Annotated in this window: 21 protein-coding genes; 9 read left to right on the top strand and 12 right to left on the bottom strand. The window is 68.7% G+C overall.

Going from position 1 to position 23,864, the window contains the following annotated elements:
• Positions 1 to 6: 6 nt before the first annotated feature.
• The 3 genes from rfbA to P5G46_RS12500 are packed head-to-tail and all read left to right on the top strand — an operon-like array spanning position 7 to position 3,305.
• Positions 7 to 876 (top strand): glucose-1-phosphate thymidylyltransferase RfbA, encoded by an 870-nt coding sequence (rfbA, locus tag P5G46_RS12510; protein WP_408905824.1) that lies wholly within the window; start codon positions 7 to 9, stop codon positions 874 to 876.
• Positions 876 to 1,874, top strand: coding sequence for a dTDP-glucose 4,6-dehydratase (rfbB, locus tag P5G46_RS12505; RefSeq protein WP_408905823.1), 999 nt, complete (start codon positions 876 to 878; stop codon positions 1,872 to 1,874). The genes rfbA and rfbB overlap by 1 nt, the downstream gene beginning before the upstream one ends.
• A 3-nt stretch (positions 1,875 to 1,877) precedes the next feature.
• Positions 1,878 to 3,305, top strand: a complete 1,428-nt coding sequence (locus tag P5G46_RS12500; RefSeq protein WP_408905822.1) for a sugar nucleotide-binding protein — start codon at positions 1,878 to 1,880, stop codon at positions 3,303 to 3,305.
• Between the two features lie 50 nt (positions 3,306 to 3,355).
• On the opposite strand, the gene P5G46_RS12495 is transcribed toward P5G46_RS12500, so the two are convergent.
• Complete coding sequence (locus P5G46_RS12495) at positions 3,356 to 5,692, bottom strand: hypothetical protein (protein WP_408905821.1); 2,337 nt, start codon at positions 5,690 to 5,692, stop codon at positions 3,356 to 3,358.
• A gap of 211 nt (positions 5,693 to 5,903) precedes the next feature.
• On the opposite strand from P5G46_RS12495, the gene P5G46_RS12490 reads away from it, so the two are divergent.
• The gene (locus P5G46_RS12490) at positions 5,904 to 6,767 is read left to right on the top strand and encodes an ABC transporter permease (protein ID WP_408905820.1); all 864 of its coding nucleotides are present in this window, start codon (positions 5,904 to 5,906) and stop codon (positions 6,765 to 6,767) included.
• Positions 6,751 to 7,491 carry an ABC transporter ATP-binding protein gene (locus P5G46_RS12485; protein ID WP_408905819.1) on the top strand — a complete coding sequence of 247 codons (741 nt, stop codon included), beginning with the start codon at positions 6,751 to 6,753 and terminating at the stop codon, positions 7,489 to 7,491. The genes P5G46_RS12490 and P5G46_RS12485 overlap by 17 nt, the downstream gene beginning before the upstream one ends.
• Before the next feature lie 113 nt (positions 7,492 to 7,604).
• Here P5G46_RS12485 and P5G46_RS12480 read toward each other — a convergent pair whose 3' ends face one another.
• The 7 genes from P5G46_RS12480 to P5G46_RS12450 all read right to left on the bottom strand — a co-directional run bounded on the left by P5G46_RS12480 (position 7,605) and on the right by P5G46_RS12450 (position 14,611).
• Entirely contained in the window at positions 7,605 to 8,768 is a 1,164-nt protein-coding gene (locus P5G46_RS12480) for a hypothetical protein (protein WP_408905818.1), read from the bottom strand.
• Positions 8,769 to 8,872: 104 nt separating this feature from the next.
• Positions 8,873 to 9,976 carry a glycosyltransferase gene (locus P5G46_RS12475; RefSeq protein ID WP_408905817.1) on the bottom strand — a complete coding sequence of 368 codons (1,104 nt, stop codon included), beginning with the start codon at positions 9,974 to 9,976 and terminating at the stop codon, positions 8,873 to 8,875.
• The gene (locus P5G46_RS12470; RefSeq protein WP_408905816.1) at positions 9,973 to 11,439 is read right to left on the bottom strand and encodes an LCP family protein; all 1,467 of its coding nucleotides are present in this window, start codon (positions 11,437 to 11,439) and stop codon (positions 9,973 to 9,975) included. The genes P5G46_RS12475 and P5G46_RS12470 overlap by 4 nt, the downstream gene beginning before the upstream one ends.
• Positions 11,436 to 11,903 (bottom strand): 5-(carboxyamino)imidazole ribonucleotide mutase, encoded by a 468-nt coding sequence (purE, locus tag P5G46_RS12465; RefSeq protein WP_239277494.1) that lies wholly within the window; start codon positions 11,901 to 11,903, stop codon positions 11,436 to 11,438. Before purE ends, P5G46_RS12470 begins: the two co-directional genes overlap by 4 nt.
• A 94-nt stretch (positions 11,904 to 11,997) precedes the next feature.
• Entirely contained in the window at positions 11,998 to 13,131 is a 1,134-nt protein-coding gene (locus P5G46_RS12460; protein ID WP_239277461.1) for a 5-(carboxyamino)imidazole ribonucleotide synthase, read from the bottom strand.
• 85 nt (positions 13,132 to 13,216) lie between these two features.
• Entirely contained in the window at positions 13,217 to 13,768 is a 552-nt protein-coding gene (locus tag P5G46_RS12455) for a PH domain-containing protein (RefSeq protein WP_408905815.1), read from the bottom strand.
• A 60-nt stretch (positions 13,769 to 13,828) separates the two neighbouring features.
• A complete protein-coding gene (locus P5G46_RS12450; protein WP_239277467.1) occupies positions 13,829 to 14,611 on the bottom strand; it encodes a biotin--[acetyl-CoA-carboxylase] ligase in 783 nt (260 codons plus the stop codon).
• 157 nt (positions 14,612 to 14,768) lie between these two features.
• Between P5G46_RS12450 and P5G46_RS12445 the strand changes: the two genes are divergently transcribed.
• Positions 14,769 to 16,358: an acyl-CoA carboxylase subunit beta gene (locus P5G46_RS12445; RefSeq protein WP_374204616.1), complete on the top strand. Its 1,590-nt coding sequence runs from the start codon at positions 14,769 to 14,771 to the stop codon at positions 16,356 to 16,358.
• The gene (locus tag P5G46_RS12440) at positions 16,355 to 16,591 is read left to right on the top strand and encodes an acyl-CoA carboxylase subunit epsilon (protein WP_239277472.1); all 237 of its coding nucleotides are present in this window, start codon (positions 16,355 to 16,357) and stop codon (positions 16,589 to 16,591) included. The genes P5G46_RS12445 and P5G46_RS12440 overlap by 4 nt, the downstream gene beginning before the upstream one ends.
• A 317-nt stretch (positions 16,592 to 16,908) precedes the next feature.
• On the opposite strand, the gene P5G46_RS12435 is transcribed toward P5G46_RS12440, so the two are convergent.
• From P5G46_RS12435 to P5G46_RS12420, 4 genes are read right to left on the bottom strand one after another with little or no spacing between them, the layout of a single operon-like run.
• Positions 16,909 to 17,949, bottom strand: coding sequence for a hypothetical protein (locus P5G46_RS12435; protein ID WP_239277474.1), 1,041 nt, complete (start codon positions 17,947 to 17,949; stop codon positions 16,909 to 16,911).
• Entirely contained in the window at positions 17,946 to 19,202 is a 1,257-nt protein-coding gene (locus tag P5G46_RS12430; protein WP_408905814.1) for a sensor histidine kinase, read from the bottom strand. The genes P5G46_RS12435 and P5G46_RS12430 overlap by 4 nt, the downstream gene beginning before the upstream one ends.
• Positions 19,195 to 19,860 (bottom strand): response regulator transcription factor, encoded by a 666-nt coding sequence (locus tag P5G46_RS12425; protein ID WP_239277480.1) that lies wholly within the window; start codon positions 19,858 to 19,860, stop codon positions 19,195 to 19,197. Before P5G46_RS12425 ends, P5G46_RS12430 begins: the two co-directional genes overlap by 8 nt.
• Positions 19,861 to 19,920: 60 nt before the next feature.
• A complete protein-coding gene (locus tag P5G46_RS12420) occupies positions 19,921 to 21,168 on the bottom strand; it encodes a class I SAM-dependent RNA methyltransferase (RefSeq protein WP_239277482.1) in 1,248 nt (415 codons plus the stop codon).
• 58 nt (positions 21,169 to 21,226) lie between these two features.
• On the opposite strand from P5G46_RS12420, the gene P5G46_RS12415 reads away from it, so the two are divergent.
• Both P5G46_RS12415 and P5G46_RS12410 read left to right on the top strand, forming a co-directional pair.
• On the top strand, positions 21,227 to 21,874 hold the full coding sequence (locus P5G46_RS12415) for a Maf family protein (RefSeq protein WP_408905813.1): 648 nt from the start codon (positions 21,227 to 21,229) through the stop codon (positions 21,872 to 21,874).
• Between the two features lie 77 nt (positions 21,875 to 21,951).
• A complete protein-coding gene (locus tag P5G46_RS12410; RefSeq protein WP_408905812.1) occupies positions 21,952 to 23,718 on the top strand; it encodes an acetyl/propionyl/methylcrotonyl-CoA carboxylase subunit alpha in 1,767 nt (588 codons plus the stop codon).
• The last annotated feature ends 146 nt before the right edge of the window (positions 23,719 to 23,864 follow it).

The raw sequence follows: 23,864 nt of genomic DNA, 5'->3' as shown, positions 1-23,864 counted from the left end.
GATCACGTGAAGGGCATCATTCTGGCCGGCGGCTCCGGCACGCGTTTGCACCCGATTACGCTCGGCGTTTCCAAACAGCTCATCCCGGTGTACGACAAGCCGATGGTCTACTACCCCTTGTCGACCCTGATGCTGGCAGGCATTCAAGAGATCCTGATCATCACCACGCCCCACGACGCTCCTTTCTTCCAGCGACTCCTCGGGGACGGATCGCAGTTCGGCGTATCTCTATCGTTCGCCGTGCAACCTTCTCCGGATGGTCTCGCCCAGGCATTCACGATCGGAGCGGATTTCATCGGCGACGACAAGGTCGCGCTCGTCTTGGGCGACAACCTGCTGTACGGTCCCGGCCTCGGAACCCAGCTCAAGAGATTCGCGGACGTGGATGGCGGAGCCGTCTTCGCCTACTGGGTCGCCGAGCCCTCTGCCTACGGTGTGGTGGAGTTCGATGCCGATGGCCGCGCGGTGTCCCTCGAGGAGAAGCCGGAACACCCGAAGAGCAACTACGCAGTGCCGGGGCTGTACTTCTACGACAACGACGTCATCGAGATCGCCCGCCAGCTCGCACCATCCGCTCGCGGCGAGTACGAGATCACCGACATCAACGCGGAGTACCTGAGCCGCGGGAAGCTGGGTGTCGAGGTGCTGCCGCGGGGAACGGCTTGGCTGGACACCGGCACCTTCGACCAGATGTCGGATGCCGCCGACTATGTCCGGACGATGGAGCGGCGCACGGGGCTCCGCATCGGTGTCCCCGAAGAGGTGGCATGGCGTCAGGGATTCCTCTCGGACGAGGAGGTACGTCAGCGGGCGAACGGCCTCGTGAAGTCGGGTTACGGCACGTACCTATTGGAGATTCTGGAAAGAGGCCGCTGATGGCGCACCTTCTCGTGACCGGCGGTGCCGGGTTCATCGGCTCGAACTTCGTCCACCATGTCGTAGAGCACACCGACCACACGGTCACGGTGCTCGACAAGCTCACGTATGCGGGCAACGAGGCATCTCTGGCGGGCCTGCCCTCCGAGCGCGTGCGCTTGGTCGTGGGAGACATCGCCGAAGCGGGCGTGGTCGACCCCCTGGTGGCCGAAGCCGATGCGGTCGTCCACTACGCCGCCGAGTCTCACAACGACAATTCGCTGCACGATCCCCGTCCGTTTCTCGACACGAACATCATCGGCACCTACACGTTGCTCGAGGCGGCCCGCCGGCACGAGACCCGCTTTCACCACATCTCGACCGATGAGGTGTACGGAGATCTCGAGCTCGACGATCCGGCGCGCTTCACAGAGCAGACCCCGTACAACCCCTCTTCGCCCTACTCGTCCACCAAGGCGGGGTCGGACCTCCTGGTCCGAGCCTGGGTTCGTTCGTTCGGCGTGAAGGCGACCATCAGCAACTGCTCGAACAACTACGGCCCTTACCAGCACGTCGAGAAGTTCATCCCGCGACAGATCACGAACGTCCTCCGTGGAATTCGCCCCAAGCTCTACGGCTCGGGTGAGAACGTTCGTGACTGGATCCACGCCGACGACCACTCGTCCGCGGTGCTGACCATTCTCGACAAGGGCGAGATCGGACAGACCTACCTCATCGGCGCAGACGGCGAGAAAGACAACAAGACGGTCGTGGAAATGATCCTCGAGATCATGGGGCGCCCTAGCGACGCCTACGATCACGTGGTCGACCGCGCCGGACATGATCTGCGATACGCCATCGATTCGACGAAGCTGCGCACCGAGCTCGGGTGGACCCCGAGGTTCAGCGACTTCGCGGCCGGGCTTGCCGCGACGATCGACTGGTACCGAGCGAACGAACCCTGGTGGGCCCCCGCCAAGGACGGCGTGGAGGCCTTCTACGCCTCAAGGGGGCAATGACCCTTGGTTCTGGAGTTCGGTAGACCCCTACGCAGCCAGCGCACTCCGATCCCCGGTCTGATCGTGGTGGACCTCCCTGTCCACGGTGACGCCCGGGGATGGTTCAAGGAGAACTGGCAGCGCCAGAAGATGACACAGGATGCGGTCGGACTGCCCGATTTCGGTCCGGTGCAGAACAACATCTCGTTCAACGACGCGGTGGGCACGACGCGGGGCATTCATGCCGAACCCTGGGACAAATACGTCTCGGTCGCCACGGGTCGGATCTTCGGAGCGTGGGTGGATCTTCGAGCCGGTGACACCTTCGGGGCCGTCTTCACCGCCGAACTTGACCCTTCGAAGGCGATCTTCGTTCCGCGCGGGGTCGGAAACTCCTACCAGACACTCGAGCCCGACACGGCATACACCTACCTGGTCAATGACCACTGGTCGCCCGAGGCCACGTACACCTTCCTGAACCTCGCCGACGAGACGGTCGCGATCGACTGGCCGATTCCTCTCGACCAGGTCGAGATCAGCGACAAGGACAAGAACCATCCGAAGCTCGCCGAGGTCGAGCCGATGGGGCCACGACGAATTCTCGTCACCGGAGCCGCCGGTCAGCTGGGACGCGCACTGCGCCAAGAGTTCGGCGAACACCCCTGGATCGAGTACGCGACGAGATCAGAGCTCGATCTGTCCTCGCCCGATCTCCCCTCCGCCCGCCGCTGGCGCGAGTACGGGACGATCATCAACGCTGCGGGGTACACCAAAGTCGACGCAGCAGAGACCGACGCTGGTCGTGCCGATGCCTGGACGGGGAATGCCGCGTCCGTCAGAGCTCTGGCGCAGATCGCGACGGCTCATGGCATCACGCTCGTCCATGTCTCCAGCGATTATGTCTTCGACGGGCGGAAGGATTCGCCGTACAGCGAGGACGATGCCGTGACGCCGCTGAGCGTCTACGGACAGACGAAGGCCGCGGGCGATGCCTTGGCCACGACCGTCCCCCACCACTACGTCATCCGCACCAGCTGGGTGATCGGCGACGGCAGCAACTTCGTCCGCACGATGGCGGATCTCGCAGCCCGGGGCGTCGATCCCCGCGTCGTCGACGACCAGATGGGTCGTCTGACCTTCACCGTCGACATCGCTGCCGCGATCCGCAAGCTCCTCGACACAGGGGCCCCGAGCGGGATCTACAACGTCACGGGCTCCGGAGCTCCCGCTACATGGTGCGACATCGCCCGAGATGTCTTCCGCATCACCGGCCACGACCCCGCACGTGTGACGGGAGTGAGCACCGAGGACTACTTCGCCTCGGCCTCCTCGCCGGTCGCCCCGCGTCCGCGCAACAGCGTCTTGGACCTGTCGCGCGCAGAAGCGCAGGGCCTTCCGACTCCGCCCTGGAGCGCGCGTCTGCAGGAGTATCTCGCCATCGTCGAGCGCTGACGCCGCCGGGCCACGGGGGCGATCGAGCACGGGCTCGATCGCCCCCGTCCTCAGGGAAGCGGCTGCCCCAGCGGAAGGGTCGACACGGTCGCCGCTGACAGGTCGAGGATCGTAGGATCACCGTTTGCGAGATCGCGCAGGGTCTTCCAGGACTGCACGTGCCGGTAGACACCCCCGCTCGCAACCAGCACCGCGTCGTTCACGGTCGATTTGACGAAGACGACGGGAAGGACGCCCTGGCGTACCACGAATCGAGCGCACGCCGCCCGGGACAGCTCGGGCACGGTGAAGCCCTGCGCGGCGGACGGTGACACGGCCGTCACGCCCGCGGACCCCACGGCATACGTGGTTCCCTGGCAGGAGATCCACTGCCCCAGAGGCGCGCTTGCGACTCGCAAGCCGCGCAGCTCGGTGTCGGGCACCGTCACGAACGACATGGTGAGTCCGGCATCGCGCGCGAGGCTGTAGCTCGGAATGGCGATCGCGGTGGTCCCGGAGACGAGAGACAGCACCGGAGAGGTGCCTTTCACGATCTCCCCGTCGGCGAGGGGAGCCCCGGCGGAGAAGCTGTCGAACGTCGCCGCGGAGACCGTCGCGATCGTCGCGGATGTTCCCCCCATGTAGGTCATCAGCGCGCTCCAGCTCACGGCCCCTCGGCGTGTCCCACCCTCAACGGCTGCGACCGTCTCGCGGCCCGCCACCTTGATGAGCGGTGCCGCGCCCATGTTCGCTCCCCGCAGGAACTGCGCACACGTCGGGGTCCCGGCATCCATGACCGGCAGTCCTACGCGCGCGACGTCGGAGACGGCATGCAGCACGCCCGAGCCGGGGAAGTACGTCGTCCCGTCACACCGGAGCATCGGACGGACCTCCCCGTTCTCGCGGTACCGGCCGAACAAGTCGGCTTCGGAAACGACGGCCATCGTGGAGGCGTTGCGGTTGTACTCCGCGAGATCGCGCCACGACTTGACCCACACGAGCGTGCTCTGGTCGAGGGTGAGATACACCTTGTCCGAGTTTGCGGCCTTGACGACCTGAGCCGGCGCGAACATCAGAGCGCTCTTGTTCTTGGCGGCGAGGACGCCTCGGCTCAGGTAAGCGGCGTAGAGCGGAGCGTGAGGATCACCGTTCACCGACCGCGCGGCCGCTTCGTTCCACAGGGGGGTGACGGCGGTCGGCGAGTCGAGGCGGCCCCATTGCGTCGTTCCCGGCACGCGATAGTACGCCGTCATCTCCGCACCGGCGGATGCCTTTCGGAACAGGTCGGCGGAGACGGTGACGGGGGCGCCGCAGTCACCACCCCACAGCGCTACGAGTCCGCACGAGGCCAGGCGGTGCCTCTGGCCTTCCTGGAAGTAGGCCATCTCGCCCGTCGCCGCGTCGCGCAGGACAGGACCCGTCTTGCCCGCGGCCGCGTAGCCCCGCAGGAATCCCTCGGAAACTGTGTACACCCGCCCATAGACGCTGGAGAGAGACGCCAGGTCGTCCCCATCGGCGATGTGCCAACGACGCGAGTCGGACAGAAGGTAGACCGCGGGATCGTTCGCGGTGCGTGCGAGGACGACTCCCGAGCCGCGGGTGGTCCCGAACCATTCGGTGAAGAAGTGATAGAAGTTTCGATTGCCGTACGCGGAACACCCGTCGCCTTCACCGGTTCCGGCAGCGAGAGCAGCCGCATTCGGTTGATAGGGCGTGTAGTAGTAGAGGTCTGCCGTCGCCTGGTTGGACACGAAGACCGGCGATGAACCGCAGCTCGCGTCGGGATTGAATCGGATGTTCCACGTTTTGCCCGGGGCATACCAGGTGAAGTAGCGACTCGTGCCCGGTGGGTTCGCGTACCGCTTGAACTGCCAGGCAGCCCCGTAGACCTGATTGAAGAAGCCGTAGTAGCGGGTGTCGCACGCCGCTGTGTCCGGGCACCCCTGACCCATCGCGATCTCGTAGCGCCAATCGCTCGGCCACGTGTGCGTCACCAGTCGCTGTTCCTTCTGCAGCGTCGCCAGGATGACTTGCGGATTGATCCCACACGCTTGCGCGACCTTATAGATGATGCGCGAGGCGCGTTCGTTACTCTCGCCGGCATAGGGGTCGCACATGGCGTCCCCGGACACCGTCCGGGAGGTATCACGCCAGTCCTTGAGACACGTGTAGCCGCTGCTGCAGGCGGGGACGCGGACTTCGAGAAAACGCTGGATCTCGGCCTCCGTCATCGTCGCGGAGTTGAAGAACACTCCGTCATCGATGATGTTGCCCGGATCGAACCCGTCGAGCGAGGCAAGTCGCGGCGCAGCGAGGGCGCCCAGGGAGCCTCCTCGCTCCGGGGACGTCGGCGACTGGGCGGTTGCCTGCGACGGCACCGCGACCGCGATGGCGAGTGTCGTCACCACCACAGCGAGTGTGGAGAGAACACGCGACACGCAGGATCGCCGGCGACTTTTTTTCACCGCCCTAGTCTCACCCGTCAGGGGCAAGTCCGCATACATCTGATCCGCGACGCGCCGCGAACGCGACGGCGCACTCAGCGACCCGCCAGGCCGACAGCGGCAACCGCATTATGATGGCCCGGGCGCTAGTCGCCGCACACCCGAAAGAAGGCTTATGAGCGCTGCCACGAGCGACGACGTCCTGATCGCCCCCGGCGGAGGCATCGGCCTGGCCGACGTGTTCCGTCGGCGCTACCTGTTGTCGCTGATCGTGCGCAAAGAGGTGCAGATCCGCTACCGCGGGTCGGTTCTCGGATGGATGTGGTCGTACGTCAAGCCGCTCGTCCAGTTCGCGGTGTTCTACCTGGCCATCGGCGTCTTCCTCGGAATGAACGGCCGGGTGGAGTACTTTCCGCTCTACCTGCTTTCCGGCATAACCATCATCACGTTCTTCAACGAAGCCTTCACGAACGGCACTCGATCGCTCGTCGACAACGCGGCGCTGATCAAGAAGATCTATTTGCCTCGGGAGATGTTCCCGGTGGCGAGCATGATGATCGCGGGAGTGAACATTCTCCCCCAGATTGCCGTGCTGATCGTCATCGCGCTGTTCTTCGGCTGGGCTCCTTCGATCGTGCACATCGCCGCCGTCCTCCTCGCGATTGTGATCATCGCCGCGCTGGCGACCGGGCTCGGGCTGCTCTTCGGCGCGATCAATGTGACCTTCCGCGACGCCCAGAGCTTCGTCGAGATCATCACGATGTGCGCGGTATGGGCCTCCCCTGTGATGTACCAGTGGGAAATGGTCGCCGACAAGGTCCCTGATTGGATGTTCGTCGCGTATCGATTGAATCCGTTGACCGTTTCCGTCGAACTGTTCCACTACGGGATCTGGTTTCCGCTCTCACCGTCCGGCGGCCAGCTGATTCCTGACATGTGGATGTACGCGGGCATCGCCACGCTCGTTTCCCTGGCGTTCCTCTTCGTGGGCCAGCTCGTCTTCCGTAGATTGGAGGGGCGTTTTGCTCAGGACCTCTGAGGCCGTCAGCCCCCGCATCCGTGTCGCCGACGTCCACAAGGACTTCAAGTTGCGGCACACACACTCGGTCAAGGAGACTTTCCTCGCCGCCGTCCGACGAAAGCAGTTGACCACCGATTTCCATGCATTGAACGGTGTGAGCTTCGACATCGGGCCCGGGGAATCCGTCGCCCTTCTTGGCTTCAACGGATCGGGGAAGTCCACGCTGCTGAAGCTGATCTCCGGCGTGCTCCGTCCCGATGAAGGACACGTCCTTACCCGAGGACGCGTGGCCGGCCTCATCGAGGTGGGTGCGGGATTCCACCCTGATCTGTCGGGACGCGAGAACATCTACCTGAACGCCGCCATCCTCGGGATGACCAAGCGCGAGACCGAAGAGCGCTACGACGACATCGTCGCCTTCAGCGAGATCGAGCAGTTCATCGACACCGAGGTCAAGCACTACTCGTCGGGAATGTTCCTGCGCCTCGCGTTCTCCGTCGCGATCCACACGGAGGTCGACATCCTTCTCATCGACGAGATCCTCTCCGTCGGCGATGAACCGTTTCAGCAGAAGTGCCTGGCCCGGATTCGAGAGCTGCATAACGACGGCAAGACCCTGGTCGTCGTCTCGCATGACCTCGACATGGTCTCCGACCTGTGCGAGCGCGGCATCCTGCTGCGCGACGGCGGCGTCGCCTTTGACGGGGCGAGCAAGGACGCCGTCGCCTTGATGCGGCAGTGACCTCGGTTCATCCGCGCGCGATGCGCCGGTCCATGCGGTCCTGAATCGCCGACCGAATGCGAAACGAGGTGGACGCGGCGTCCTCACGGATGCCTCGTCCACCTCGTGTCACGTCAGTAGCGGTGATTCTCGCAGGCGACCCCGTCCCGATCGGCGTCGAGGCCGAACACGTCACCGTACGCCTCGTAGTAGTAGGCGAAGTCGGCCTGGGCCTGCGCCTGCGAACCGTACGACGAGCAGTTCTTGTCGGCGGGTCGGGGCGGGATGTTGCGTACGGTGGGCGCCGGCCGCCCCATTGCCGCCCACTCGGCTCCGTTGATGCGACGGAACGTCGTCGGTCCTTCGTACCAGATGTCGGGAGATCCATAGGTCCGCCACACCTGGTCGCCCGGGAAGCGCGCGGCGACCGACGGCTGCGGGTATCCCTCGCTCCGCCAGCGGTCGAACCCGATCGGACCACCCTGTCCGCGCTGCACATCGGTGAGGAAAGCGATCGAGTCATCCCACGACAGCTTCACGAATCCCTCATTCGATCGCCGCTGGAAGGGTTCGAACCCGGAGTCCCGCCACTCCGCGTAAGTGAGAGCGTGGCGGACACCGCCAACGTCCTGGACGAAGATCTGGGACGAGGTGGCCCACTGGTAATACGTCGAGCCCTCGATCCATCCCGCGTTCCTCGGGTAGGGCTGGCCCGCGCGCGTCCATTCGGCGAAGCTCACGTGTCGCCAGACCCACCGTTCACGCGACTGCCCGAAGAAGGTCACGGCGCTGACGGTGGTCGACCACGGGTACTTCACGTAGTCGGTGGGGGCCGGCGCGGGCGAAGGGAAGCCCGCCGACTTCCACTCCTCGTACCCGAGAGCTCGGATTTCAGTGTCCGTGACACGCCACACCGTACCGTCGTAGGCCGTGACGAAGTACTTCGCCGTCGGCGTCGCACAGCGGATGTCGACGGCCCTCTGCAGAACGACCACGTCACCGGCCCTTACCGATACCCCGTACCGCCCATCGGGCTGACCGGAGTAGTCGAAGTTGATGTTCTCCCCCGGTCTGAACTCGGGCCCATCCCCGAAATCGGCTTCGCCGTCGTTTCCGCGGTCGATCGCGATATCGATCCGTCGAACGGCGTCAACGTCGTTCTGCACCGAGACGCTCACCGTTCCCGTACCGCCCTCGCACGACGTGCTCACGTCAGCGGTGACGTTCGCATCCGCAGCGGTGGCCGGAGTCGCGACCAAAAGAGTCACGAGTGTTGCCGACGCCGCTGCGAGAGCCACGATTCGACGGTCAAGCCCGCGCCGCGCGCGGACACCAATAGCACCCAATTCTGCCCCCCAGGATCATGCGGCGAAGTCGCCGCACGATCAGCATAGGGGCGCGCTCACAGCTCCGCGTGCAGCGCCCACACCCGGTCGGCGCACGACTGCCACGCGAAGCCCTTGGCCCGGTCGCCGGCGAGCACGCGCAACCGCTCGGCGTCTTCCCCGAGGGCGCGGGCCACCGCTCCCCCGAGTTCGTCGGCCTCGGCATAAACGGCGGCGTCGGCGAGAACTTCCCGGTGCACAGCCGTGTCGGCGGCGACGATCGGCACACCGACGGCGAGCGCGTCGACGGCGCGCCACGGCCAGTCCGTTCGAGTGCTGGGGGCGATGAAGACGGCGCCGTGCGAGAGCACGGCGGCCCGATCCCACTGATCGAGCGACCCGCGCGCGTGCACGCGGGCTTCGGAGATGCCTGCCGCCGACGCGATGTCCGCGACGGCGGGCTCCTCCCCTTCGGGAACGTCGATCACCACGACGTCGCCGGTCCACCCCGCCGCGGACACTCCGGCGAACGCCGCGGCGAGCCCGTCCGAGGCGACGGAACCCCCGGCAACGATCAGGAACGACGTCGGCAGATCGAGGGCGCGCAGCCGCCCGACGGCATCCGACGGCACGCGGAACCCGATCACGGGCGCCCCGCCGATCACCCGGACCTTGGAGACCAGCTTCGCCTTGGCCACCTCGGCCAACCGCTCCGCCATCGCGTGCGTGGGGACCACGACGGCATCCGCGTGTTTGCCGACGCGCGACAGCAGAGCCCGCTGGGCGAGCACCTCGGCCTTGGGAAGCTCGTCGGGCGTCTCCCACGCGCGCAGGTCCCACAGCGTCACGACGATCTGATGCGTCTCGTTGACGCGATCGTGGCGCACGAGGGGCGCGAGGGACGTCGGAGAGTGGATGAGGCCGCGCCCGATCCCGGGGGCGACACCGAGCTGCCAGGATGCCGCGAGCTCGCGGCGGCGCATCGACAACCGCGTCTCGCCCGACAGTCCGCTGATCCCGGAGTCGTCGGCAAGCCCCGGCGAGGGCACGATCGCGGCGACGTCGCAGCCGCGCGGTGCGGTGTCCACGAGCGCTTGCGCGAGCGAGGACGAGGCCTCGGCGAGGTCCCGGGAGGTAGGCGTGACGAGCTGATCGAGGACGACACGAAGTGTGACGGTCACGGAGCAGGTTCCTCCGTCTCGGTGGGCGGGTGCAGTGTGTCACGCACCATCTGCTGGACCTGGGCGTAGTCGGGGTCGAACTCGTCGATGCCGCCCTCCGGAGTCAGCTCCAGGGTGCTCACGGGCTGATCCTTCGCCTTGAGCGCGAGATCGACGAGCGTGGGGGCGATGAGGCCCTGCGGAAGGTCGGTCTTCACGATGGCCGTGCCGGCGGCGGCGACCTCCTGGAAGCGCGTGAGCACGGTCTGCGGGGTGGCCTGAGCGAGAATCGCCTCCTGCAGCTGCCGCTGACGGCGCATGCGGTCGAAATCGCTCGTGGTGTACCGCGAACGGGCGTACCACTGCGCGGTGTCGCCGTCCATGTGCTGAGGGCCGGCCTCGATCCAGCCGAACGCCCAGTCGTCGACCGGTTGACCGTCGTAGGCGGGGCCGCCCTTCGGCAGGCGCTCATCGACGGTGATGTCGACACCTCCGAGCGCGTCCACCACGTCGGCGAAACCCTTCATGTCGATGAGCACGTAGTACGGGATCTGGATGCCGAGGATGCCCTCCGCGGCATCCTTCGTCGCCTCGATACCCGGCTCGGAGCCATTCGACTCCGCGTCGGGGTAGAGGGCGTTGCCGTCCTGGCAGACCTCCACCTCGGTCCGGAGCTGGTTGATGCCGCTGCCCCACCCGCACGTGGCGTTGGCGTATCCGGTGTGCCCGTCGGGGTACTGGTCCTGCAGGGGGCCTGGAGCGAACGGGAAGTGCGGCATGTCGCGCGGGATGCCGGTGATCGTCACGGCACCCGAGGTGGCGTTGACCGAGACCACCGAGATCGAGTCGAAGCGCATCGAGTCTCGTCCTTCGCCGGAGTCGGCGCCCAGGAGCAGGATGTTGTAGTAGCCGTCCGACGGGGGAACCACCGGCGCGGACTCCGCGAAGATCGATGCAAAGGCGTCTCTGGTCGTGCCCGCCGCCTGCGCGGCCCAAGCGGCCCCCGAACCCGAGACCACCAGCAGCGCGATCGAGACGAACGCGATCGCGAAGCGGGCGAGAGGACCCGTGCGCACGAGCCGCACCAGCCGCAGCGTGTCGATCGTGAGGACGATCCAGAGCACGGCGTATCCCACGATCACGATCTGCACGATCGTCAGCGGCAGCCACCGGAACCACGACAGGAAGTCGGGGATGAACGACCCCGTGGCCAGGGCGAACAGTCCGCTCGGCCAGAGGAGCGCCCCCAGCCCGGCCAGAAGGAGCGCCGTCCACAGGAACAGGGTGGCGCCGAGGCCGAATCGCCCCAGTCGGCGATTGCCGGCGAGCACCTGAGCGGACCCCGGAACGAGGAAGTTCAACAGCACGAGCCACCAGCCGCGACGGGTCATGACCTCGCGGGAGGAGACATCCGGGTTGCGCAGGGGCCGCGACTCGACGAGAGGCTGGCGCGTGCGCGGACGCGGGGGTGCCGTCACGCTCACAGGGAGTCCTTCAACCGGCGGTTCTTCTCCTCCACCTGCGCCTGAAGATCAGCGGCGTACGCTTCCACGCGATCGCCGAGGGCGGTGTCGGTCGCCCCCAGGAGGCGAGCGGCCAACAGTCCGGCGTTCTTGGCGCCGTTGATCGACACGGTCGCCACGGGGATGCCGGCCGGCATCTGGACGATGCTCAGCAGCGAGTCCAGTCCGTCGAGGGTCGACAGCTGCACGGGGACCCCGATGACCGGCAGGGCGGTGACGGAGGCCAGCATTCCGGGAAGGTGGGCCGCGCCTCCCGCGCCGGCGATGATCGCGCGCAGTCCGCGGGCACGGGCGTCGCGCCCGTAGCGGATGAGCTTGTCGGGCGTGCGGTGGGCCGACACGACCTCGACCTCGTGCGGGATGCCGAACTCGGTCAACGCCTGCGACGCGTCGCTCATCACGCGCCAGTCGGAGTCGGAGCCCATGACGACGCCGACCACGGGCGTCTCGGAGGAATGCAGCGGCCGGGTCACCGGTCCAGGCTAGAGCGGTCCGCTGGAAGATCCCGGAGCGGCACGCTCAGGCGAAGAAGGCCGCCGCCGCGCGGCCCTCGTACACGACGTCATCGAGGTCGTCCCCCGAGACGTTGACGTGCCCCACCTTGCGGCCCGGACGCGGATCCTTGCCGTACGTGTGGATCTTCGCCGTCGGGTGCGCCGCCATCGCGGGGGCGAAACGCTCGGTCAGACCGCCTTCGGCCGGTCCCCCGAGGATGTTGATCATGACGCTCCACGGGGCGATGGCATCCGTCGAACCGAGGGGCAGGTCGAGCACCGCGCGAAGGTGCTGCTCGAACTGACTGGTGACCGCGCCGTCCTGGGTCCAGTGCCCGCTGTTGTGGGGGCGCATGGCCAGCTCGTTGATGAGGATGCGCTCATCCGAGGTCTCGAACAGCTCCACCGCGAGCATGCCGGTGACGCCGAGTCCCTCGGCGACTGCCACTCCGATCTGAGCGGCCGCGCGCTCGAGCCGCTCCCCCGCGCGGGGGGCCGGCGCGATCACTTCGGCGCAGACACCGTCACGCTGGGTCGTGGCCACCAGCGGGTACGCACGCACCTCGCCGGAGGGGCGGCGAGCGACCTGCTGGGCGAGCTCGCGCGTGAAGTCGACGAGCTCCTCGACCAGCAGCGCGCCGCCGCCGGCGTCCTCGGCGAGCGCCGTGAACCAATCGTCGGCCTCGGTCGCGGCCGACACCACCCGCACGCCTTTGCCGTCGTAGCCGCCGCGCGGGGTCTTCACGACGGCACGGCCGCCGTGCGCGTCGAGAAACTCCTGCAGGGCCGCCTGGTCCGACACCGCCGCCCAATCGGGCTGCGGCATCCCGAGCTCGGCCATCCGCGCACGCATGACGAGCTTGTCCTGCGCGACGGCGAGCGGCGCAGGGCCCGGGTGCACCGCGACACCGGCGTCGACGAGGGCGGACAGCACGTCCTGGGGCACGTGCTCGTGGTCGAAGGTGAGGACGTCGACATCCCGGGCGAATCGGAGCACGGTGTCGGCGTCGCGGTAATCTCCCACGGCCGTGGCCGCGAGCGCCGCCGACATGCCCTCGGTCTCGGCGAGGACGCGGATCTCGATCCCGAGTTCCTCGGCGGGCGCGATCATCATCCGCGCCAGCTGTCCGCCACCGACCACTCCGACTCGCAGCGCCATGCCGCTCCTTCCGTCCCGTCCATTGTGGAGGACGGTTCCTCGACCCGCGACTTCGGCCGGCCCGACCCGCGGGAGGAGAAAAAGGTCAGTCGACGGGGCCGGATGCCTGCGCTTGCGAATCGCGATGGGCCAGGATCTGGTTCACTTCGACTTGATCCACGAGCGTCTCGTGCACCAGCACGGCGTGCGGCACGTTCTTCAGCCGCATCGGCGGCTCCACCCCGTTCGACAGCGTCAGGGTGCCCGCACCCCACAACCGCTGCAGGATGCCACGACGCATCTGGATCGCATACCCGCGCACGTGCGAGATGTCGCGGCTGCTCGACCCGAAGAAGCCCGATCGCTCGATGACGCGCCGCGTCGTGATGGTCCAGGTCCGCGAGAGCCATGACAGGTAGGGCACCAGGACGAGCAGCACGACGGCGGCGCCCGCAGCGGTCAGCAGCATCCAGTTCTCGAAGGGCGCGGGAAGGTTGTCGTAGAAGAACGTCGTGGCGCCTGCCACCGCGATGAGCACCAGCGCCGACCAGAACAACCGCCGCGCGTGGCCGCGGAGCCGTGCGATGCGCCGTTCGGGCGCCGCGGAACCCGGTGCCGGCGTGCGCGGGCGGCCTCCGTAGCTGGTGGGCTGAGTCACGATCTCATTCTGCGGGGCGCAAGGCCCCACCGCCTCCCGCACACGCGGGCGGCGGGCGGGTCAGCGTACGTGCACGACGTCACCGGCGGAGACGACGGTCTGGATCGTCCCGGATACGACGACCAGCCGCCCCTCGGCATCGAGTCGTTCGGCGCGGCCCTGAAGGGTCGTGCCGTCGGGCATCGCCACCGACACCTCACGCCCGACGGTGGCACACTGCTTCTCGATGTCGCGATGCACCCGCTCCGCCTCGCCGTCCGACAGGGCGGTGAGGAGACCCGCGAACGCCTCCAGGTAGTCCGCCAGGAGACGATCGTCGTCGACGTCGACCCCGATCGCCGCGAACGATGTCGCCGAAGCCACGGGCAGGTCGGCGCGGGTCATGCGCGTGTTGACCCCCGCCCCGACGACGACCGTATCGAGCGAGCCGGGCACGGCCTCGGCCAGGATGCCGCAGATCTTCCCCCCGTCGACGAGCACGTCGTTCGGCCACTTCAGCTCGGCCGTCGATCCGTGGCCGCGCAGGCGGGCATTCACCGCGCCGGTCATGGCGGCGCCCGCCGCGAGAGGAATCCACCCGCGCATCGAGACGGGTATGCGGCCGGCGTCGACGACGACCGACACGGCGAGCGCGGTACCCGCGGGAGCGACCCAGGTGCGGTCGAGACGCCCCCGACCCGCGCGTTGATCGTCGGTGACGAGCAGGGACAGGTGAGGCCACCCCGCCGGGTCGGCGACGACCGCCGCGACGACGTCGGCGTTGGTGGATTCGGTGGTCTCGACGAGCTGAACCCGCGGGCTGATCGCGGCGGTGAGCGGGTATCCGGCAGAGGGGATCGGCATGCCCACACCCTAAGCAACGGCGGGTTCTTCGGCATCCGCTTGCCTTTTGCGCGACACGCGTTCCGCCGCCGGGGTGGATGGATGCCACAGCGTCACGCCGTCGCACTTGTGGGCACCCTCCAACATCGGCGGGGAACCGGTCGCTAGGGTGGAAAGCGTGACCGACCAGCCTGATCTCTCCACGACCGCCGGCAAGATCGCCGACCTGCGCACGAGGTTCCAGGAGGCGGTCGTCGACGCCGAAGCCGCCGCGCAGACGAAGCAGCACGCGAAGGGCAAGCTCACCGCCCGCGAGCGCATCGAGATGCTGGTCGACCCGGGCTCGTTCGTCGAGCTCGACGAATACGTCCGCCACCGCACCTCCGCGTTCGGCATGGACAAGGCACGGCCCTACGGCGACTCCGTCGTCACGGGCACCGGCACGATCCACGGGCGTACCGTCGCTGTCTACGCCCAGGACTTCTCCACCTTCGGTGGTTCGCTCGGCGAGGTCGCCGGCGACAAGATCATCAAGGTCATGGAACTCGCGCTGCGCAGCGGCATCCCGATCATCGGCATGCTCGACTCCGGCGGCGCCCGCATCCAGGAGGGCGTGGTCGCGCTCGGCAAGTACGGCGAGATCTTCCGCCTCAACACCGCCGCTTCGGGTGTCATCCCGCAGATCTCGATCATCATGGGGCCCGCCGCCGGCGGCGCCGTCTACTCTCCCGCCCTCACCGACTTCGTCATCATGGTCGACAAGACCAGCCAGATGTTCGTGACCGGGCCCGACGTCATCAAGACCGTCACGGGTGAAGACGTCGGAATGGAAGAGCTCGGCGGCGCGCACACGCACAACACCCGTTCGGGTGTCGCGCACTACCTCGCCGAGGACGAGGACGACGCGCTCGACTACGCCCGCACCCTCATCGGTTTCCTCCCCGACAACAACCTCGCCGAGCTGCCGCTGTACGAGACGCCGTTCGAGTTCGAGACGACGGATGCCGATCGCGCGCTGAATAGCGTGATCCCGGACTCGCCGAATCAGCCCTACGACATCCACACCGTCATCGACGGCATCGTGGACGGCGCCGAGTTCCTCGAGGTGCAGCCGCTGTTCGCGCCGAACATCGTGATCGGTTTCGGTCGGATCGAAGGACGCACCGTCGGCATCATCGCCAATCAGCCCTCGCAGATGGCCGGGACGCTGAACATCGACGCCGGCGAGAAGGCCAGCCGCTTCGTGCGATTCTGCGACGCCTTCTCGGTGCCCATCGTGACCCTCGTCGACGTGCCCGGATACCTCCCCGGCACCGACCAGGAGTGGACGGGCGTCATCCGTCGCGGCGCGAAACTGCTGTACGCCTACGCCGAGGCGACCGTGCCGCTGGTCACGGTCATCCTGCGCAAGGCCTACGGCGGTGCGTACATCGTCATGGGCTCCAAGCAGCTCGGCGCCGACATCAACCTCGCCTGGCCGACCGCCGAGATCGCCGTCATGGGAGGCCAGGGCGCGGTCAACATCCTCTACCGCGGCGAGATCAAGCGCGCCGAGGAAGCGGGCGAGGACGTCGCGGCCGTGCGCACCCGGCTGGCGAACGAGTACACCTACAACGTCGCGTCACCTTTCCTCGCGGCCGAGCGGGGCGAACTCGACGGCATCATCGAGCCCGCACAGACCCGCGTCTCGATCGCCAAGGCGCTCCGCGCCCTCCGCAACAAGCGGGCGAGCCTCCCCGCCAAGAAGCACGGGAACATCCCGCTGTGAGCGACGCCCCCTCCCCTGAGGACTCGCCGGAGACCGTCGCGCGCGTGGTCCGCGGCACCCCGACCCCCGAGGAACTCGCCGCGGCCATCGTGGTCGTCGGTGAGGCGTACGCGCGTGAGACGGCGGATGCCACAGCCCCGGAGACCACACCCCGGTCGCGGTGGGAGCTGTCGGCGCGCAGTCTGCGGGCCCCGCTGAACCGCGACGCCGGCTGGTACGGATTCACGGGCTGAACTGTCCCCCGAAATACCTACAGACGACGAGCGCTCCCTCGCCAATACTGGAGGAGCTGGAACGCATCACGCGTTCGGTCGGTCCGCTCCTTTGAGCCGGTTCCGGCCACGCGAACGGTTTTCGGGTAGCCGTTCGCATGGGTGAGGGGCAGGCATCGCCGCCCCTCACCCCTCATTTTTCGCACTCTTCCCCGGATGCAGATACCCGAGAAGGCCCCCGGCGGCGTCGCGCCCCGGGGGCCTGGGTGTGTCACCGCCCGGGCGTATCGCTGAGCGCACCACCCGCGGAGGGCGTCGGCTCGGCCCTCCGGCGCCGGTCAGCTCGACCGACGGATCTCGCGCCACAGATCGACGTCGTCCTCGTCGGCACCCGCTCCGGCCGTGCCCGTCCGACCGACAACGGTCACGGCCACCTCGTCGTGGGGCGACGTACGGATGATGAGGCGCTCGGAGGTCGCCTCTCGCAGGATGCCGGCCAGCTCGGCGCGGATGGCATGGAGGGCCGTCGCGGGGACTCCCTCGAGGCCGCCCTCGTCGAAGAGCATCACGATCGTGCCGCGCCGTCGTGCCGCGTCAATCTCGGCCCGGACTCCGTCGTCGAGGAGACGGGGACTGCGCAGTTCGTCTCGCAGGCTCTGCTCGGCCAGACGGGCCGCCTGCTTCTCACTCGGCCGAAGGTTGCCGCCCGTCTCGATCGTGCGACCGAGCACGGGCCCGGCCACGTGCAGGGCGCGCTGCACGTGCAGGCGCCGCTCGCGCTGTCGGCCGCTCTGCGACGCCTGCCACGCCGACGCCGCCTGCTGGAGCTCCGACAGCTGCTCGGCGTCGCGAGCCACTCGATCCAGCGCGAAGGTGATCAGCTGAGCAGCGGCGACCCACACAAGGGAGCCGACGAGTCCCAGGGAGAGGGCCGTCAGAGGACCGAGCCAGACCGACGCCGACAGCACGAGCACACCCGTGCCGATCCACGCCACGATGGGGCGACGGCGAACCATCACGATGGTCATGAGCGCGCCGACACCGCCGATCACCCAGGTGACGAACGGCTGATCGCGGCCGACCGCGTCCACCGCGGCGAAGGCGGCGTTGGGCACGACGACCGCCGCCAACAGCGCGAGCGCCACCGCCCACCGGGGCGGAGCGATCCCCCTGTCGACGACGGATCCGTCCGGGCCCGCAACGCGACGCCGAGTGGGAAGCAGGATCCACAGCCAGGCGATGGGCAGGTAGATCACGAGGGCGGCGATGAGGAGCCATCCCCGCTCGACGGTCTCGGGGAGCGTCCATAGGAGGCTCCGAGCCGAGAGATATGCCGTGAAGGCCAGCGCGATGCCGGAGAGGATGGAGCGGACGGTCACCAGCGGTCCCCGCTCTCCCACTCGAGGGTCACCGTGGTGCCGGCCGGCGAGGAGTCCACCATCGACCGACCGCCGACGGCGGTGACGCGCGCGATGATCGAGCCGCGGATCCCGAGCCGGTCCGCCGGAATCGCGTTGACGTCGAATCCGCGACCAGCATCACGCACGCGGATGAGCACGCCGCCCGGCTCGGCCGACCCGGTGACTTCGACCGAGAGCGCTCGCGCCTCGGCGTGCTGCACGGCGTTCGCGACAGCCTGCATCGCGGCCAGCACGAGGGCTCGGGCGACCCGACCCGGCACTCGGGGCGTCCCCTCCTGCACCCTCCGCGTGACGGTCAGCTCCGCGCCGAGGTCGCGCGCCGACGCCTCGATGTCATCGGCGAGGGCCATGGCATCCATGGGTTCGTCGCTTCCCTCGAGCGCGTCCTTCTCGGCATTGGCGAGCCGGGTGAGTGCTTCGCGCGCCATGCTCACCGCGAGAGTCCGCTCGCGGGGCGTCGCCGCGCGCTCGGCGGCCAACAGAGCACCGAGCACACTGTCGTGCATGAGGGCCGCCACCGCGACACGCTCGTGCTCGGTCGCGGCGGTGGCCGCGGCTGCGGCGTAACTGGCGACCGCGCGGGCCCGCGTCTCGTCGACGTTCGCCGCGATGGACCGGTACATCCAGGTCAGGGTCACCAGCACACTGCCGAGCAGGAGGGCGAACGACACGTCGAGCGCCACGGGCAGCAGGAACTCCGGCCGTCCGCCCGCCTGGAGGAGCCGGACGACGCCGAACAGCAGGGGGGCGGCGACCGTCCACGCCACCTGCAACGGAAGGGGGAAGGCGACGACCGTCGCCACGGTTGCGACGTTGATCAGGTAGAAGATCCACGGGTTCTCGGTGGGCGAGGGCGCCTGCCCTCCGCTCGTCGCCACGGGCCACAGAGCAAGCGCGACCATGAACAGCACGGCGAACAGACCAGAGAAGACCCGCGCGAAGCGGTTGACGGCGCACGCCACCACCATCGCCACCAACGGGACGAACACGCCCACCACCAGCGACAGGTGCCAGCCCGGCGCCTCGTCGCTCGGCCCGAAGGCGGCGATGAAGGCCTGAACCCCCAGGACCAGACAGGCGGGACCGACCAGCAGCGTGATGACGCGCTCGATCCGCTTCTGCGTGAACGACCCGGGGTCGTCGCTGGTCTCGCGGGTGTGAGGGATACGCCCCCACGCCTCGTCGAGAACGGAGCGAGCGACGTCAGGCATCGCGGGGGGTCTCGGGCGTCTCGTGGAGGATGCCGTCCTCCATCGCGCGCCGCAGGAGATCGACCTTCGTCGGGGCAGGACGCCCGACTTCGACGTACTTCACGCGCACGCGGGTGATGTTCTCTTTGGCGGTCGAGTAAGCCACGCCCAGGCGCTCCGCCACGGCCTTCAACGGCAACCCGGCGGCATAGAGCCGGAGTACTTCACGCTCCCGCGCGGACAGCTGCGCGTCGGCGAACGCACGATCGCCCTCCACCGCACTGGCCCACTCGACGTTGTCCAGCAGCTCCCCCCGCGCGACGGTGTCGATCGCGGCGAGCACCTCATGGGTGGGAGAGGACTTGCTCACGATGCCCGCCGCGCCCGCGGCGAGCGCCTCGCGCACGGCGGCGGGGCGGTCGGCGACGCTGTGGATGATGACGCTCGATCCGTCGCGTACGACACGGTCAACGTTCTCGGACACGGTCGTTCCGTCGCCGAGCGTGAGATCGAGCACCACGACGTCGGCGGGGGCCTCGCCCGCGCTGCGGCGCCAGTCGAGATAGGCGGCGACGTTCGCGCCCGAAGAGACGACATGAAACGACTCGGTCTGGGCCAACGCCGCCTCGAGACCGAGTCGGACCGATTCGTGGTCATCGATGAGAGCGACGCGCGTCATTCCCTCATCGTAACGGCGCGACCTCGTCCGGATACGGTGTCCACACCCCCGGTCGGCGGGTCATCGACGCAAGGCGACGACCGCTTCGACGTGGTGCGAGTTCGGGAAGAGATCGAGACCGTGGACGCCGCCGTCGACGCGGTACCCGTGGTCGGCGAACGTGGCGAGGTCGCGCGCGAGCGCGACGGGGTCGCACGCGACGTAGACCACCGCGCGCGGTCCGATCGCCGCGATGCCCTCGACGACGTCTCTCCCCGCGCCCGCCCGGGGCGGGTCGAGCACGACGATGCCGCGCGTCAAGCGCTCTCGTTCGCGCGCCGAAGCGTCTGCCGCGAGGCGTCCGATGTAGCGGTCCACGCGTGCGGTCTCAGCGCGCGCCCCCACCCACTCGGCCAGGTTCTCGCCCGCGTGCTCGGTCGCTCGGGCGTCGCTCTCGACGCTGACGACGCGGGTGGACGCGCCGCCGAGATCGGCCAGCGTCGCGGCGAACAACCCCACCCCGCCGTAGAGATCGAGGTGCAGGGCCTCGGGGTCCAATTCACCCGCCGTGGCCTCCACGCGCGCGGCGACAGCCTCCGTCAACGCGACCGGAGCCAACCGGTGCACCTGCCAGAAACCGGTCGCGTCGACGCGGAAAACACGGTCGCCGACGCGCTCTTCGACGACCTCGACCGTCCCGCTCGTTCGGGCACCATCCGGGCGCGGAAGGACGCGGACGCGCCCGTCGGCGGGTTGGACGAGGTCGACGCGGCCGGGAGCCGCGCTCCGGAGCTCTGCGGCGACACGGGCGATGGCATCGGTGGCCAGCGGCAGGTCGGGCGTCTCGATGACACGGTGCGAGCGCGGGGCGAAAGGCCCGACGCGGCCGGCTTCGTCGACGTGCAGGCTCACCCGCGTACGCCAACCGGTGCCGCCGGCGGTCTCGTCCGCACCCGCGGAGCGCACCTCGACCGGAAGCTCCAGGCGACCGACACGCTCGAGGGACTCGCGGATGACGCGCTCTTTCACCGCCCGCTGATGGTCGAGAGCGATGTGCCCGAACTCCGCACCCCCCGCGCGCTCCTCGGGCGCTCGATCGATCGACGCCGCGGCCCACACGTGCGGGCGGCGCTCGGGTGCGGCATCCAACACCTCGACGGCCTCGGCCCGCCAGAACGCCTTCTTGCGCGTGTCGGTGAGGCGGACGCGCACGCGTTCCCCGGGAAGGGTGTCGGGCACGAAGACCACACGACCCTCGTGCCGCCCCACGAAGATGCCGCCGTGGGCGACTCCGGTGATGTCGAGATCGATGAGGTCGCCGTTGTGCATCCTCCGAGCCTGTCACACGTGCGCCCGCGGGGGCCGGCGTCGTCTGTAGCGTGGACGCATGCGCGTGTGTCTGGCATCCACCTCCCCCGCTCGCCTGATGCTTCTGCGGCAGGCCGGTATCGAGCCGGAGGCGCGCGCGCCGCAGGTCGACGAAGAGGCGGTGATCGCCGAGACCGAAGCCGCCGAGGGGCGGACCCTCCCCGCCACGGAGCACGTTCTGCTGCTCGCACGCCGCAAGGCGGCCGATGTCGCGCGGCGCCTGCACGAGGAGGACCCCGCTTTCGACGGTTTCGTCATCGGCGGCGACTCCATGTTCGCGCTCGGCGACGAGATCCTCGGCAAGCCCTACACCCCCGAGGCGGCGACCGTGCGGTGGCACAGTATGCGCGGACAGACCGGCGTGCTGCACTCCGGGCACAGCGTCTTCCGTCTGAGCCCGGGCCAGGAGCCCCGGGAGGCGTTCGACGTGGCCGAGGCCGCGGTGAGCTTCGCCGCCGACGTGGACGACGACGAGATCGCGGCCTACGTCGGCAGCGGCGAACCGCTGCACGTCGCCGGAGCCTTCACGGTCGACAGCCTCGGCGGCGCCTTCATCGAGCGGGTGGAGGGGGACCCCTCGACCGTGGTCGGAATGTCGCTGTCGACGGTGCGTCGTCTGGTCCGCGAGCTCGGCGGTTCTTGGCCGTCTCTCTGGAACCGTTCGTAGACTCCCCCACACGTTTTCCGGCGTTTCTTGTGGAGGAGGGTCAAAAGGGGGGCACCGCCCCTCGCTAGGCTGGGAGGATGCCGAAGATCGCCAAGGTTCTCGTCGCCAACCGCGGCGAAATCGCCGTCCGTGTCATCCGCGCCGCACGCGATTCGGGCAAGGCCTCCGTCGCCGTCTACGCCGACCAGGACCGGGACGCCCTGCACACCCGCCTCGCCGATGAGGCCTACGCGCTCGACGGCGCGACCAGCGCCGACACCTACCTCTCCATCGACAAGATCCTGTCCGTCGCTCGCCGTTCCGGGGCGGATGCCGTTCACCCCGGGTACGGCTTCCTCGCCGAGAACGCCGACTTCGCCCGCGCCGTCATCGACGCGGGGCTCGTCTGGATCGGCCCCTCGCCGGAAGCGATCGAAGCGCTCGGCGATAAGGTGACCGCCCGCCACGTCGCCGAGAAGGTCGGCGCCCCTCTTGCCCCCGGCACCCCCGGCCCCGTCTCCGGAGCCGACGAGGTGATCGCCTTCGCCGAGCAGGTGGGCCTCCCCATCGCCATCAAGGCCGCGTACGGCGGGGGCGGACGAGGACTCAAGGTCGCCCGCGAGCTCGACGAGGTCGCCGAGATGTTCGAGTCCGCCACGCGCGAGGCCGTCGCCGCCTTCGGTCGCGGCGAGTGCTTCGTCGAGAAGTACCTCGACAAGCCGCGTCACGTCGAGACCCAGTGCCTCGCGGATGTCGCCGGCAACGTCGTGGTGGTCTCCACACGCGACTGCTCGCTGCAGCGCCGCCACCAGAAGCTGGTCGAAGAGGCGCCCGCCCCCTTCCTCAGCGACGAGCAGAACGCCGTGTTGTACTCGGCATCCAAGGCCATCCTTCGCGAGGTCGGCTATGTCGGCGCGGGGACGTGCGAGTTCCTCATCGGCGCCGACGGCACGATCTCGTTCCTCGAGGTGAACACCCGCCTTCAGGTGGAGCACCCCGTCTCCGAGGAGGTCACCGGGCTCGACCTCGTGCGCGAGCAGTTCCGCATCGCGGAGGGCGAGGAGCTCGGCTACGACGACCCCGCGCCCTCGGGCCACTCGATCGAGTTCCGCATCAACGGCGAGGACCCGGGACGCAACTTCCTCCCCCAGCCCGGCCCCATCCACGTGTTCAAGACCTTCGGCGGTCCCGGGCTGCGCTTGGACTCGGGTGTGACCGCGGGCGACAGCGTCTCGGGCGCGTTCGACTCGCTGCTGGCCAAGATCATCGTGACCGGCCGGGATCGCGCCGAGGCGCTCGAACGCGCGCGTCGCGCCCTCGACGAGTTCGAGGTCGCGGGGCTCCCGACGGTGCTCCCCTTCCACCGCAAGGTGGTCCGTGACCCCGCCTTCACGGCCGAGGACGGCCGATTCGGCGTCTACACCCGGTGGATCGAGACGGAGTTCGTCAACGACATCCCCGCGTGGGATGGCGAGCTCGAGGCACCCGGCGAAGCACCCGGCCGACACACCGTCGTCGTGGAGGTGGGCGGCAAGCGTCTCGAGGTGAGCCTTCCCGACCGCATCGCCTCTCCCGCGGCGAAGCCCGGCCGTCCGATCGCCGCTCCCCCGTCGCGCCGTTCGCATGCCGCCTCGCCGACCGCCGGCGCCACCGGCGACGCGGTGAAGTCGCCGATGCAGGCGACCGTGGTCAAGGTCGCCGTCGAAGAGGGGCAGCAGGTTGTCAAGGGCGACCTCGTCGTCGTGCTCGAGGCCATGAAGATGGAGCAGCCCATCCAGGCCCACAAGGACGGGACCATCGCCGGTATCGACGCGAACCCCGGCACCACCGTGTCGGCGGGCCACCAGCTGCTGCTCATCAGCTGAGGCATCCGCTCTGCTCCGGCGCCGCATCCCCCCGGGGGTGCGGCGCCGTCGTTCGTGTGGGCGGGTGCCGGCGGCCGGGGCGGTTGCCGGCGGCCGGGGGCGGGTGCCGGCGGCCGGGGCGCCGCGGGCCGGGAGCGCCGTGGGGC

Source organism: Microbacterium mcarthurae (assembly GCF_046064585.1).
GTDB lineage: Bacteria > Actinomycetota > Actinomycetes > Actinomycetales > Microbacteriaceae > Microbacterium > Microbacterium mcarthurae.
This window is presented reverse-complemented; position numbering and strand designations above follow the sequence as displayed.

Coding starts and splice junctions, on each gene's coding strand:
- rfbB (WP_408905823.1), top strand. CDS start 876: ATGGCGCACCTTCTCGTGACCGGCGGTGCCGGGTTCATCGGCTCGAAC.
- P5G46_RS12490 (WP_408905820.1), top strand. CDS start 5,904: ATGAGCGCTGCCACGAGCGACGACGTCCTGATCGCCCCCGGCGGAGGC.
- purE (WP_239277494.1), bottom strand. CDS start 11,903: ATGGGCTCCGACTCCGACTGGCGCGTGATGAGCGACGCGTCGCAGGCG.
- P5G46_RS12460 (WP_239277461.1), bottom strand. CDS start 13,131: ATGGCGCTGCGAGTCGGAGTGGTCGGTGGCGGACAGCTGGCGCGGATG.
- P5G46_RS12450 (WP_239277467.1), bottom strand. CDS start 14,611: ATGCCGATCCCCTCTGCCGGATACCCGCTCACCGCCGCGATCAGCCCG.
- P5G46_RS12430 (WP_408905814.1), bottom strand. CDS start 19,202: ATGCCTGACGTCGCTCGCTCCGTTCTCGACGAGGCGTGGGGGCGTATC.
- P5G46_RS12425 (WP_239277480.1), bottom strand. CDS start 19,860: ATGACGCGCGTCGCTCTCATCGATGACCACGAATCGGTCCGACTCGGT.
- P5G46_RS12420 (WP_239277482.1), bottom strand. CDS start 21,168: ATGCACAACGGCGACCTCATCGATCTCGACATCACCGGAGTCGCCCAC.
- P5G46_RS12415 (WP_408905813.1), top strand. CDS start 21,227: ATGCGCGTGTGTCTGGCATCCACCTCCCCCGCTCGCCTGATGCTTCTG.
- P5G46_RS12410 (WP_408905812.1), top strand. CDS start 21,952: ATGCCGAAGATCGCCAAGGTTCTCGTCGCCAACCGCGGCGAAATCGCC.